12 protein-coding genes are annotated in these 13,736 nt (G+C 41.1%); 1 reads left to right on the forward strand and 11 read right to left on the reverse strand.

Translation table 11 applies throughout. The features are described from left to right. Positions 1-13: 13 nt before the first annotated feature. The 8 genes from BM398_RS01870 to BM398_RS01905 form a co-directional block, all read right to left on the reverse strand. Entirely contained in the window at positions 14-1,345 is a 1,332-nt protein-coding gene (locus BM398_RS01870) for an RsmF rRNA methyltransferase first C-terminal domain-containing protein (protein WP_092336171.1), read from the reverse strand. A gap of 102 nt (positions 1,346-1,447) precedes the next feature. Further along, a complete protein-coding gene (gene rny, locus BM398_RS01875) occupies positions 1,448-2,992 on the reverse strand; it encodes a ribonuclease Y (protein ID WP_092336172.1) in 1,545 nt (514 codons plus the stop codon). 119 nt (positions 2,993-3,111) lie between these two features. Further along, positions 3,112-3,729 (reverse strand): regulatory protein RecX, encoded by a 618-nt coding sequence (locus BM398_RS01880; protein WP_092336173.1) that lies wholly within the window; start codon positions 3,727-3,729, stop codon positions 3,112-3,114. After that, entirely contained in the window at positions 3,729-4,790 is a 1,062-nt protein-coding gene (gene recA, locus BM398_RS01885) for a recombinase RecA (protein WP_034461987.1), read from the reverse strand. Before recA ends, BM398_RS01880 begins: the two co-directional genes overlap by 1 nt. A gap of 269 nt (positions 4,791-5,059) precedes the next feature. Further along, on the reverse strand, positions 5,060-5,596 hold the full coding sequence (locus tag BM398_RS01890; protein WP_026655032.1) for a J domain-containing protein: 537 nt from the start codon (positions 5,594-5,596) through the stop codon (positions 5,060-5,062). Positions 5,597-5,619: 23 nt separating this feature from the next. Then, entirely contained in the window at positions 5,620-6,021 is a 402-nt protein-coding gene (locus tag BM398_RS01895) for a GerW family sporulation protein (protein ID WP_026655033.1), read from the reverse strand. A 28-nt stretch (positions 6,022-6,049) separates the two neighbouring features. After that, complete coding sequence (locus BM398_RS01900; RefSeq protein ID WP_092336174.1) at positions 6,050-7,027, reverse strand: hypothetical protein; 978 nt, start codon at positions 7,025-7,027, stop codon at positions 6,050-6,052. Between the two features lie 17 nt (positions 7,028-7,044). Continuing rightward, complete coding sequence (locus BM398_RS01905) at positions 7,045-7,371, reverse strand: hypothetical protein (RefSeq protein WP_092336175.1); 327 nt, start codon at positions 7,369-7,371, stop codon at positions 7,045-7,047. Between the two features lie 148 nt (positions 7,372-7,519). On the opposite strand from BM398_RS01905, the gene BM398_RS01910 reads away from it, so the two are divergent. Beyond that, complete coding sequence (locus BM398_RS01910) at positions 7,520-8,587, forward strand: HD-GYP domain-containing protein (protein ID WP_092336176.1); 1,068 nt, start codon at positions 7,520-7,522, stop codon at positions 8,585-8,587. Between the two features lie 7 nt (positions 8,588-8,594). On the opposite strand, the gene BM398_RS01915 is transcribed toward BM398_RS01910, so the two are convergent. From BM398_RS01915 to BM398_RS01925, 3 genes are read right to left on the reverse strand one after another with little or no spacing between them, the layout of a single operon-like run. Further along, a complete protein-coding gene (locus BM398_RS01915; protein WP_092336177.1) occupies positions 8,595-10,058 on the reverse strand; it encodes a peptidoglycan D,D-transpeptidase FtsI family protein in 1,464 nt (487 codons plus the stop codon). Then, the gene (locus BM398_RS01920; RefSeq protein WP_092336178.1) at positions 10,024-11,418 is read right to left on the reverse strand and encodes an FtsW/RodA/SpoVE family cell cycle protein; all 1,395 of its coding nucleotides are present in this window, start codon (positions 11,416-11,418) and stop codon (positions 10,024-10,026) included. Before BM398_RS01920 ends, BM398_RS01915 begins: the two co-directional genes overlap by 35 nt. A gap of 4 nt (positions 11,419-11,422) precedes the next feature. Further along, positions 11,423-13,711 carry a peptidase U32 family protein gene (locus BM398_RS01925; RefSeq protein WP_175531795.1) on the reverse strand — a complete coding sequence of 763 codons (2,289 nt, stop codon included), beginning with the start codon at positions 13,709-13,711 and terminating at the stop codon, positions 11,423-11,425. Positions 13,712-13,736 lie beyond the last annotated feature (25 nt).

Consider the following 13,736-nt stretch of genomic DNA (forward strand, 5'->3'; position numbering starts at 1 on the left):
TTCTGTTTTTATTTTAGTAATTAATTCGAAGCCCTTTTGGATAGTGGTTTTTGAGCATTCCACCGGCTTCCTTCGCCCAACCTATACTATATCCGTCCGTTGTGATAAGGCACCATCCCTTATTGCCCGTTCGCGATACGCGAAGTGTCTGGCCGTTCAGATACTGTTTGATATTGTCATCATTGGATGCGATCTCATATGACAGTTTAACATCTTCAGGCTTCGAAAACAGCGCCAAAGCATGTGAAGGCTCAAATCTATCCTTCTTAAGAGTTCCCAAATGAAGCCCCGGACGTAATACTTTAAGCCCTTCAAAAGATGGCATGTCCTTTGGAGCCGCATACATCTGATCTCCGAACATAAATATAACTTTGCTGTCAAAGAGCCTGTCTATGGCATCTTTCGTAAAAGTCTCAACTAGGAAAGCTTCAAGAACCTTTACCTGTTCTTTCCTTGCATGCACTATCCTGCCTCCGGGAACATAGCCGTTCTTAACCGAGATATTCTCACCGTCTCTTTTAAGAACGCACAGAAAATGCCCTTCCCCCTTAACTTCATGAGGAAAGAGTCTCTTAGATAGTTCGCACTTAAAATCATTATGTCTGCTCAAAAATGCTTCAATGTTATCCTCGTTCTCTTCCCTTGAGAAAGTACACGTCGAATAGACAAGCGTACCTCCGGGAACAAGCATTGCAGCGGCATTATCAAGTATTTCCGCCTGCCTCTCGGCACAAAGAAGCACATTATCCACGCTCCATTCATCGGCCGCGTTATCATTCTTCCTAAACATGCCTTCGCCGGAACAAGGAGCATCCACCAATATTTTATCAAAATAACCGTAAAAATAGTCTGCTAAATGTTCAGACGTTTCATTTAAGACCATTGCATTGGAAATGCCAAGTCTCTCTATATTCAAAGACAGTATCTTCACTCTGTCCTTATTTATCTCGTTTGTAATTAAAAGACCTTTGCCCTCAAGTTTGCATGCAATCTGAGTGGATTTACCACCGGGTGCAGCACAAAGATCAAGAATCTTCTCCCCGGGCTTTGGATCAAGGAAATGCACAGGAGCCATTGCACTGGGTTCCTGAATATAATAAAGCCCTGCCTCGTGATACGGATGTTTACCCGGCGTGAAATCGGCACTGTAATAATATCCCGTTTCTTCCCACGGAACCTGCTCTGTTATACATTCGAGCTTATCAATAAAATCTTCCCTAACCTTTAAAGTATTGAGCCTTAAAGCATGATATCTGTTATCAGCTTCAAACGCCTCAATAAAACGTTCATAATCTTCATCACCCAGAAGATCTTTCATTCTGTTTTTAAATTCAACAGGCAACATATATATTTAATTCTCCATAAGCGTTCTACTCAAAAAGAGGCTATCTTGCTTTCGCAAAATAGCCTCTCCACTACATTTACCCAATAATGTTCAGAAACAGCATTACTTAGCGTAATCAGTTGCTCTACTCTCTCTGATGATATTAACCTTAATCTGTCCGGGATATTCCATTTCATCCTCAATCTTCTTAGCAATATCACGAGCCATGAGTATCATGTCTGAATCTGAAACCTGCTCAGGAACAACCATTACTCTGACTTCTCTGCCGGCTTGAATAGCGAAAGAGTGATCAACACCCTTAAAGCTATTGGTAATATCTTCGAGTTCTTTAAGTCTAGATGTGTAAGTTTCAAGAGTCTCTCTTCTTGCGCCCGGTCTAGCTGACGAAATTGTATCGGCAGCCTGAACAAGGATAGCAATAAGTGACTGAGGCTCAACATCACCATGATGAGCTTCTACTGCGTTAATAACAGTCTGTGATTCCTTATACTTTCTACAGATATCTACACCAAGCTGAATGTGTGAGCCTTCAAGCTCATGATCAACAGCTTTACCGATATCATGCAAAAGTCCTGCTCTCTTAGCAACTCTGACATCGAGACCAAGTTCCGACGCCAAAAGTCCACATAACTGAGCAACCTCTACAGAATGTTTCAAGCAGTTCTGGCCGTAACTTGTTCTAAATTTCATACGACCAAGAATCTTGATAACTTCTGGGTGGAGGCCGTGAACACCGGCTTCAATGGCAGCATTTTCACCTTCCTCTTTGATCTTGGCAGCAACTTCTTTCTGTGCCTTCTCAACCATCTCCTCAATCCTAGCGGGATGAATACGACCGTCAACGATCAATTTCTCCAGTGCAATGCGCGCAACCTCACGGCGGATGGGATCAAATCCCGAAATAACTACAGCTTCAGGTGTGTCATCAATAATAAGATCAACACCGGTCATTGTTTCAAGAGTTCTGATATTTCTTCCCTCTCTACCGATGATTCTACCCTTCATCTCATCATTGGGAAGCTGAACAACGGAAATTGTTGTTTCGGAGACGTGATCAGCGGCACAACGCTGAATCGCGTTAACAACGATTTCTTTCGCCTTTTTATCAGCTTCTTCCTTAGCCTCAGCTTCCATGGTTTTAATCATGACAGCTGATTCGTGTTTTACATCATCTTCGACAATTTTCAAAAGATACTCTTTAGCCTGCTCGGAGGTTAAGCCAGAGATTTTCTCAAGTTCCTGTACCCTCTGTTCGTTAAGCTTAGTAACCTCTTCATTCTTCTTGTTTAAAGCGTCCTCTCTCGCATTTAAACTTTGCTCTTTCCTTTCGATCGCTTCAGATCGTTTCTCGACGTTTTCCTCTTTCTGCTGAATACGCCTCTCTGTACGCTGGACTTCATTTCTTCTGTCTCGTACTTCTTTCTCGAGTTCATTACGTGTTTTAAGTGCCTCTTCCTTTACTTCAAGAAGTTTCTCACGCTTCGTTTCTTCGGCAGTCTTGAGTGCTTCGTCAATAATTTTTCTTGCCCTCTCTTCAGCGCTTCCGATTTTTCCCTCTGTTACCTTTTTCTGATAAGCAGAAGAAACAATCCAAGTTAAAATCGCAGAAAGAACAAGAGTTACTGCTGCAACTATAACAGTAGTCATTACAGGAGCACCTCCTTATTCAATTTTCATTGTACAATATTTTGTATAGTGCACAAAAAAAATGCACACTTGAATACAATTTTACAACACTTAAATTTTACATTCTATAAAACGCAGTGTCAAGTTATTCCGCTATCCATAGCCTTTTTAATCATAGAGAGATCGTACCCTCGCCTCATTAGAAAGGCAATAAGTTTCTGTTTTTCTTTATGGTCAATCGTTTGCGCATCATATTTTTTCTTGATAAGAAGTTGTTTGATCTGAGAAATTTCAGCCTCATCTCCGCACTCAGAATACAGTTCTTCAAGCTTTTGCAGGATAATATCCTTGGAAATCCCCTTATTCATCAGGTCCATAATAATTCTGTTCCTGCTTCGCATTGACATATGATAAGTTATGTAGTCACCCGCATATCTCTCATCATCCACGTATCTGAATGACTTAACATAATCTATCGCAGCATCTATGCACTCCTCCGGATACATACCGTCAGAAAGCTTATCTCTTAGCTGTTTCTCCGTGTAGTCCTTTTTTTGCAATAAATTCATAGCGCGGAGCTTCGCCCTTTTGGGCAGAAGTCCGCACATAATCTCATCATATTTATCTTCGGAAAGTTCATTGCCGACTTTAATATCAAAGTCTCTGAGCTCACCGTTATATAAGACAAAACCAAATTCACCGTCTATGAATACTTTGGATCTCTTTTTATCCAATGCACATATATCTGAAACGATCATTATTTCGCTGCCTTAGTCTTCTTTGTTGCAGGTTCCTCAGCAGTTTTCTTTGCTGCCGATACGTCTACGGGAAGATTGTAATATGCTCTTACCTTAGCATCGATATCTGCAAGAATCTCAGGATTGTTCTCAAGATAGAGCTTTGCATTCTCGCGTCCCTGTCCGATCTTCTCGCCGTTGTACTGATACCAGGCGCCGCTCTTGTTAACGATATCTACGCTTGCAGCAAGATCAAGGATATCTCCTGTAACGGATATTCCCTTACCGAACATAATATCAAACTCAGCCTCTTTGAAAGGAGGAGCGATCTTGTTCTTAACGACCTTAACCCTTGTTCTGTTACCTGTGTTCTCACCGTTCTGCTTGATTGCTTCAATACGGCGAACATCCATACGAACGGATGAATAGAACTTAAGGGCACGTCCACCTGTTGTAGTCTCGGGATTACCGAACATAATACCAACCTTCTCTCTGAGCTGGTTGATAAAGATTACTGTACAATTTGACTTGCTGATAACCGCAGTAAGCTTACGAAGCGCCTGAGACATAAGTCTTGCCTGAAGTCCGACATGAGAATCTCCCATATCACCGTCAATCTCTGCCTTCGGAACAAGCGCAGCAACCGAGTCAACAACAACTATATCAATAGCACCCGAGCGAACCATGGTCTCTGTGATCTCAAGAGCCTGCTCTCCGCTGTCGGGCTGTGAAATATAAAGATTATCTACATCTACACCGATGTTCTTGGCATATACAGGATCAAGTGCATGCTCAGCATCGATAAATCCTGCGATACCGCCTCTCTTCTGAACTTCAGCGATCATGTGAAGAGTAACCGTAGTCTTACCACTTGATTCGGGTCCATATATCTCAACAATTCTTCCCTTGGGGATTCCGCCAAGTCCAAGTGCAATATCGAGGCTGAGTGAGCCTGTGGGAATTGTTTCGATATTCATAGTATCTGATGAATCACCTAATTTCATTACAGCGCCTTTACCAAACTGCTTCTCAATCTGACCAAGTGCTGCCTCAAGTGCTTTTTGTTTTTCTTCTCTCTCCATACGGGTCTCCTTTTCTAGAACATCTGTTCTAACTAAAATTTATAATAAAACAAACGTTCGTTCTTGTCAATGATTTAATTTTATAATTTTTTATTTTGGAATCTATGGCGAAAATGCCATCATATAAGCTTTTGTCCGGAACAAATACATGGCGGAACAAAATATCCCCGAAAACATATACAAGCCATTGTTCACAGACGGAACAATGACTTGTTTACATTATCATATATTGTGATAACAAACAACTTAAGATTTTATGAAGACTATATTTAGTTAATCATGCTAACGTCATAACGTCTGCATAATTCACTGTACTCCTGATTGATAAGCTGAACCATGTCCTGGTCTCCGCTTATATTGTCAGGATGAAACATCTTCATCAGATCTTTGTATCTCTTTTTAAGAGCAAGTGCGCTATTGACTCCTCTAAACAAACAGTCAACCGCATCATACTCAATTTCGCGCTGGTAAGTTCTCTCCCTCTCAAGTCTGACAAACTCACTCTGCAGCTTTTTCTTGTCGCTGTTAAGCTGATCAAAGCCATTATTAAGAATTTTGAGTCTCTGCTCAAACAGTGCCTGATCGTTATCAAGGCGCTTTGTAGCAGTTTCCAGCTTCCTCTCTGCCGCATCGACTCTGTTCTTGAACGAAAGCTCATCCGCTTCGAGTCGTGCGTAACGGTCTGAAAGTGAACTCTCCTGATTCTCGAGTCTTACGCTTTCTTTGAAAAGCCAAAGTCTGAGTTCCGAAAGTTCATCCTTTGTCCCGTTAAGAATAATGTCTTCAATGTCTCTCTTTTTTTCCATTAGGACCCCCCCTAGCCTAAGACTTACTCTCCCTTATTCTTGTTCTCGGGAAAAGCAATGTCTACTGCCGCGTTATCATCCATCATGTTCTCTTCTTTTTTGGAAAAACGATCCACAATATCGGGCACGAGATCCAGAACCTTTGTTACAGCATCTTGGTTCTTGATATTAACTAGTTTAGTAGATCCATCCTTGATCACCAATACGGCACTTGGCGACATCTTTGCACAAAATCCGCCTGCTCCACCGTTCTTCTTGTCCGCATCGCTGGAGCCTGCTCCAACACCGAAAGATACGTCGACAAGTGGTAAGATCACTGTGTCATCAACCTTAGTTGCCTCTCCCACGACAGTCTTTGTCGCAAGAATTGAATTCATACCTTTAAGCAGCGAGTCAACCACGCTGCCAAAATTGTTGTCTCCCATTTACTCCTCCGGGTGATAAAGAATTGCCTTATGAATTCATTATCTTCTTGAATCTGTTTATTACTTTTTTTACATCCTTGTTGAAATAGCAAACAGCGACACAATATATAACCGTAAAAACAGTTATATGCCCCTTTAGATCCAGATCCGCACCGAGTGCCCTATTCTCAAAATCGGGCGTGAACTTAAGCTTGTCATATAAAACAGGATACAAAATCCCGTAAACAGACATAAGTTCCGCCTCAGTAGCGGGATCCCCCATTCCCAGATACAGTTCAATCCTGCTCTTGTCGGGAAGGATCATTTTTAAAAGTCGTGCAAGCTTTTCCTTAACAAGACTGTAAGCTCTCTTGAAAATATCATTTTCCAGAGTATTTTTTATCATTCTTATCTTATCACAAACTCTAGATATTGTATATCGATTTTTTTCAAACACATGTTTTGGCTTTTTTATCAGCTCCAAAGCCGTTTCTGCGACCTTTTTCAGCTTGTCGAAAAATGTATCTTTATCGTCATCTTCGATATTTTCTTCTGTTATTTCATTATCTTCTTGATAAAATTCCGAAATATTGTTTTCGATATGTTCACTTAAAGATGTATTTTCGTCATTAAAGCTCTCTTTTTTATTAACGAAATCCTCTTTAAAAATAATCTTCTCTTCATTCTTATTTTCTTTATCTTTGTTTTTCTTCCGTTTTACCTTTTCCGGCTTTTCTTTTCGCGGAAAAATCTTTATCCCGAATATCCTTATGACAAACTCGGGCCTTTTGGGATACAGGAACTTTCCCGACAGCGCATGCAAAAGCCAGGAAAAATTCACGGACAAATATGCTTTATCCTTATCAAATCCCTGCCCTTCCTCAAAGATACTCTTTGGATAATTTCCCTTTATTCTGTATCTGACGGGTACAAAAAGAACCAGAAGAACCAGCAATATAGCTATAAGAAGCAGCGCGAGCAACACGATGCCGACCACTTTCAATACCGATAAAAAAACCGCCAACATAAACTTCTCCGTTTAATTTATTTTTTGTCCAGATAATCCAAAAGATTCCCGGGCTTCCCCACTTTCTGCGCTTCATCCGAGATTCTTATAACAATATCGAGCGCCTCCGAATAACCTGATGCGATACCGTAGATGTACGCCGGATGTTTTCTGTAATAGTCCTGAGATAAAAAAGCATTGTGAATGATCTCAAGCTGATCGATTCCGTTTGTAGCTCTCACAACGCAGAAAATTGTGAGCTGCTTTCTGTTGTGGCACAGACGCCACTTAACTAAATTTCTGTTTTTGATGGTATCATCCCAATACAGATTCTTATAAAATTTACAGAATCCATTTTTTATCATAAATATCATAGCTCCCTAAGATAAATGAATTGACCTTGATAACACGAAAAAGTATATTATTATTAAGCGCTATAAATCCTTATTATTTTATCATAAGGGCGGCGTTTATGGAATTATGCACAGGAATGTGTGACGGGAGGTCACTAAAATGAAGTACGTTGCCAGGATGGAATTAAAACCCGGTATGGTAGCCGCAGAAAATATTTTGAATTATAGGAACGAGATAATTGTTGCCGCAAACACGAAGATAGATGCAACGATCATCGAAAGGCTCACCCGGCAGTCCATTATGGCTGTACCGATAAAAGAAGAAGCCGACTTTGCTACAACGCACAATGATAAAGTTCGTATTTCAGAAGGTTTTAAAAAATTTGAATCAATCTATAATGTTTATTTCCCAGTATTCAAGGGATATATGATGGGTGCGATCACATCTCACCAGCCTATCATCATGCAGCAGCTCATAGATGTTTACAACTCGGTCATCTCTTCTGTTGCAAGCGGTGAGCAGCTCCTTGAATATCTTTATAATCTGTCACCTGCGGATGATGAGGATATGATCCTTCATCACTGTTTAAAATCAGCTCTTATCGCGGGAGTTTTCGGATCTTTTATAGGTCTTTCCGCCGAAGATCAGCTGCTTTTTATTCAGTGCGCATTTGTCTATGACATAGGTAAATTCAGTATTCCCACTCAGATTCTGACAAAGCCACAGCGTCTTACAAGGGAAGAATATATGATAATCATCCAGCATACCGTTATCGGATATGATTTCCTTAAAAATATGGGTGATTTTAATGAGCATGTTTTGAACGCTGCGATGCAGCATCACGAAAGATGTGACGGAACAGGTTACCCTGCGGGTCTTCACAGTGACAGTATCGACAGATTCGCCAAGTACATCGCAATCGTCGATTCATATGTTGCAATGACTTCAAAAAGAAATTACAGAAGAAAATTAAATGCATTTCAGATCATTGCAAACTACGAAGCGCAAGGTTTCCATAAATTCGACTACGAAGCACTCAACGCGATTCTTTTGCGCATTGCAAATTCTCAGCTTGGATTTAGCATTAAATTAAATAATGGGAAGAGAGGAACCGTTATCCGTATAAATGAACACGCGCTCTCCCATCCCATAATACTTTTAAATGAAAACAATGCTCCACTTGATCTTTCGATGGATTACAGATTTGCAATTGAAGAAGTTTACTGATGAATTATCATCTTAATTTAAAATATGCATCAAAGATCTTTTTGGCAATCGGTACGGCAAAGCTTCCGCCGCTTCCCGCATCCTCAACGATAACAGTAACACATATCTGAGGATTCTCGGCAGGCGCAAATCCCGTAAACCAAGCATGCGAATCAGAACTTGATGAATTAAATTCAGCAGAACCGGTCTTTCCTGCCGCAGTGTAGGAAAGGCCTTTTAATTTGCTCGCAGTTCCTTTCTCTACAACCTGTGTCATCATCTCTGTAAGGATTTCAGTCTCTTCTTCGCTCATCATTCTCTTAACTTCTTCGCAATCATAAGACTCCAAAACCTTGCCGTCGGCAGTTCTGACTTCTTTAACAAGATAAGGCTTCATAAGAATCCCTTTGTTGGCAATCGCAGAAGTTATCATATTCATATGCATGGGAGTAACCGTTGTAGCACCCTGACCGATGGCAAGCTGCATAACATCTCCCTTTGACATTCCGTCTTTATACCTCGCCTTACTTCTTGAATATGTAAGATCAATAGGAAGCTTATCATTAAACATAAGACTTTTAAGAACATCATTAAACGTATGCTGATCGATGTAATTTACACCTATATTCGCATACGAAGAATTACATGATTTCGCAAAAGACGTATAAAGATCAAGCTTTCCGTGCTTTTCTCCGTGGTAACACGATATCGTGTTATCGCCCTCGGAAACCCTGCCTTTACAGGTAAACTTATAATCATTGTAATCCTTGGGATGTTCCCTTAAATATGCAAGTGAAGTAACAATCTTAAAAGTGGAACCCGGAGGGTAAAGACCCTGAGTTGCCCTGTTTACTAAAGTTGCATCTCCTGAATCGTCTTCAAGATAACTCTTCCAATCATCTTGAATATTGTTTGGATCAAAGTCAGGCTTTGATACCATCGCAAGTATCTCACCGGTTCTTGGATCCGATACGACTATCGCGCCCTTTCTCGGCGAAGGAATTGCATCACTGCAAATTTGCTGAAGCTCAACAGAAAGAGTCGTCGTCACATCGTTTCCGGGAAATTTCTTCTTTTTGGCATCATATATTGCCTTTTGAGAAAGATCTATCCCCGAATTTATCAGATAATAATTGGAAATAAGCTCAACACCTGCTTTTCCGTGTGATGAATAACCTACAACATGCGCAAAGTCTTTTCCGTAAGGGTACTCTCTTACTTCCTTGCCGTCCTTGCCCGTCTTGGTGGCCGCAAGAACATCACCGTCTCTTGATAAGATCTTGCCTCGTGTATTCTGGGCAGTCAGTATCTTCTGTCTGGTGTTAAAGTTGTTATTCATATATTTCTGTTTATTTACAGTAGCGGAATACGCGATAAATACAAGCATTGACACAAACAACGCCAAATAGATAAATGAAAGTACAATTATCGATGTCGGTTGTGACGACCTTGTATCTCTAGTAGTCCTCCTCGTATCTCTCGTTTCTCTCATCGTAATAATAATCCCTCTTGTTTCCTCTTGGTCTATCGTGTCTCATGTAGTCTTCCGCTTCCTCGAAATTCTTCACAAGACAAATCCCCTCAAATATCATCATCATGATAACCGTAACCATTACGGACGATCCGCCGTAACTTACAAGAGGAAGTGTTACACCCGTAAGAGGAATGAATCTGGAGCCTCCTCCTATAGTTAAAAACGTCTGGAAAATGTATGACACACCGATTCCGCATGACAAAAGTCTGTAATACTTGTCATGCATCATATATCCTTCATACATGATATGCATAAATGTGCTCAGACATATAAGTGTCATTATAACCGCAAATACGATTCCAAATTCCTCCGCGATCGCCGAGAAAATGAAATCCTGCTCAACGAAAGGAATCGACTGTGGCGCTCCTCCGTAAAGTCCAAGTCCGAAAGCACCTCCGCTGCTTATTCCGAAAAGCGACTGTGCAAGCTGGTATCCGGCACTCTCAATATTCCCGAACGGATCGAGCCATGCCTTAACTCTCACCTGTATATGTGAAAAGAGTCCGTAAGCAATAACGCTCGCCGCCGACCCGAATCCAAGTCCCAGGATAAGATATCCGATATTATTCGTCGCAATATATATAAGTGCAAGAAAAACAATAAAGAACAAAAGCGCACTTCCAAGGTCTTTTGACAGAACAAGGATAATTACATGTACTCCTGCAACTCCCGCGATCTTTATCAGATCCGTCAGTTCTTTTGCCCTAAATAACGCTCCCGCCAAAAAGAGCAGATAAATAATCTTCGTAAATTCCGAAGGCTGGAAGGTTATTCCCGCAATCGTGTATGTGATCTTGGATCCGTTTGTTGCGGTTCCGAGAACCAGAACTATACCGATCATCGTAACGCCTATTGCCGCAAATACCCATGCGTAGCGCTTTATGACATTTAATCTGAAAATCAGTTCCGGAATAAAAAAGCCTAACACTATAGATGTCGAAACAACAACAAACTGCTTTATCGCCTTCTCATAAGAAAGCCTTGTAAGCATGATGATTCCGATCATCAAAAGCATACACATATTATTGATGACAAGCTTGTTTGCGTCCGGATAAATAATATAAAAAAGCATGATTACCGAAGCAAATATAACTATCTGAAATAGAAAGAATAAAAGATAGGATACTTTTCCCGTTCTTGCCAATATCTGTATAAAGCAGGTTATCTGAACTCCGAACATACAGCCTATCTGCCTGGTATATATAAGCTTTCTGTCGCTCTCATACGGCTTTGCAAGCGCGCCGAAGGAATCAGCGGTATAAAAAAGAAGTAAAAGAGCTATCAAATATTTAGCTATCTCTGTAACAAAAAGTTTCATTAAATCATTCCACTCCGCGTTTATAGTGACCCGTGGTGTAGTTCTTTTTTTCAAAAGTTTTATCATTGATAAAACTTTCAAGAAAATCCCTCGTATCATTTCCGGATTCAATCGTAAAGTCAATCCTGTAATGATCGAAGATGCCCATATCGTCAATAGTCTTCATTTTGCCCAAAAGAACTGTCGGATCTGTATTCCATACGACATTGTAGCAGTTCCTGCAATCAGTCGTAACTGTCATGTCATTTCCCATCCTGTCGATCATATGCATTTTCTCGCTATGAACGCTTCCGGTCTTGCCGCTGCATCTGTCTGTAGTCTTCTTTACACAGCCGGCACTTATCATCATGGGAACATGTCCGTAGATATTATACGTAACAGGAACATCGCAAAACGACTTAACCGCTACTGTAACATCTTTTGCCTCATGAATAGTAAGTTCGTATGGAACAGAAATCTCATCAACACTGAAATCTCCCTTCGTACACTCAGAAAGAAGCTTATAACTCTCAGCATTCCATACATAAACTCCGTAATCACAGATTACTTTCCCAAGATAATTATTATCTCTCAAATATCCCAATTGCTCAAGGTTTCTTACAAGCAAGCCGCACAGATTACCTGCTTTGCAGACATTTATAAGCGTTATAATATCAAGCGTTCCGTCAATCTTCTCTTCTCTTGTGACATAAGGAAGAGCGGCGATCACCTCTGTGCCTGCATCTGCGGCGGTCTTTAAATCTTTTAAAACGCTGTCTTTTTCTTCCCCGAGAAGAAGTTTTGAATCAACATAAATTCTTTCGATTTTCTTTTTGTGCGAATCTCCTTCAAGATATCCAAGAGTGGCGCCAAGCTGCTCTTTACTGCTGATAAGCACATGTATATCCGCTTTTCTCTTTTGTATCTTCAGATGATTATCTGACGATTCAGCACTGCCGGTATTTTTATCTGCACTGCGATCATATGCTTTTTCCTTGGCATCACCCGAATCAAGGAGCATCTCAAGCATCTTATCGCAAAGACTGCGTCTGTACTCATTAAGCTCGCTCACAGGGATAAAGATTCCGCATCCTGCCCCGTTGTCATCTATGGAAACAACAACATCATCCGCTTCAAAAGGCGTATTTCCGAGCTTTCTAAGCTGCTTTTCAATATTCTGCGCATCCATCGGTCTGTTAGAAGCCGTCTGAACTTCTTTTCCCGTAATCTCACAGACAACTCCGCTGTTATCCTTAAGAAGCATTGTAAGCTTTGCAGTGCTTCCCGCGGTAAGGTCGCAGTAAATATCACACTTTATTTTCTTCTCGTAGCCGAGGTATTTTTCTTTTATCATTTTGGAAACTTCTTCAGAAGTTCCGTTATACGCGGGCGAAGAAACAGTTACCATCTCTCTTCCGTTATGCCTGTGATAATATCCGTCGCTTATACCCGTTCTGAGATAAAGAGCCTTCAAAATATCCATATCCTCTTTGGATACCCTGTGTTCCTTATCGGGCTCTTTGTAGTACAAGTCTATATATTTTCTGTAAAGCGAAGTTACGCCTGCCGCATACTCAGGCTTTTTCATACGTCCTTCTATCTTAAAAGAATCGATTCCGGCGCCAATGAGTTCCGGGATCAGATCAATCGTGCACATGTCCTTAAGGCTGATAGGATACTCCTCTTTGCCGTTTGATCCGGCAGTCTTATAGGGAAGTCTGCACGGCTGGGCGCAACGGCCTCTGTTACCGCTTCTCGTTCCTACCATACTGCTGAAAAGGCAAGCCCCCGAATAGCAATAGCACATCGCTCCGTGAATAAATGCTTCAACTTCAATATTAGCCTTCTCACGGATTGCCTTCATTTCAGAAAGGCTAAGTTCTCTTGCGGGAACAACTCTGCAGCATCCAAGCTCTTTTAGAAGCTTTGCTCCGTAAACTCCCGTAACGGTCTGCTGCGTGCTTGCATGAACCTCCACATTTGGAAATTCATCGCGCAAAAACTTCATTACACCAAGATCCTGCACGATAACACCGTCAAGATTCTTTTCGGCATAAGGAAGCATAAAATCATACATTTCAGAAAACTCTCGCTCTTTAACGAGAGTATTGACTGTCATATAAATTTTTTTGTGGTGTAAATGGGCATAAGAAATAGCATCCAGAACCTGGGCCTCATCAAAATTGTCCGCATACGCCCTTGCTCCGAATTTAGAGCCACCAAGATAAACGGCATCGGCACCTGCATTGAAGGCACCAACCATTGTTTCATAGCCCCCGGCGGGAGCCAAAAGTTCGACTTTTTTCATATTCATATAAAAGGCTGTCCCTAAAGACAGC

It is taken from the genome of Butyrivibrio sp. M55 (assembly GCF_900116865.1).
Taxonomy (GTDB): Bacteria; Bacillota; Clostridia; order Lachnospirales; family Lachnospiraceae; genus Butyrivibrio.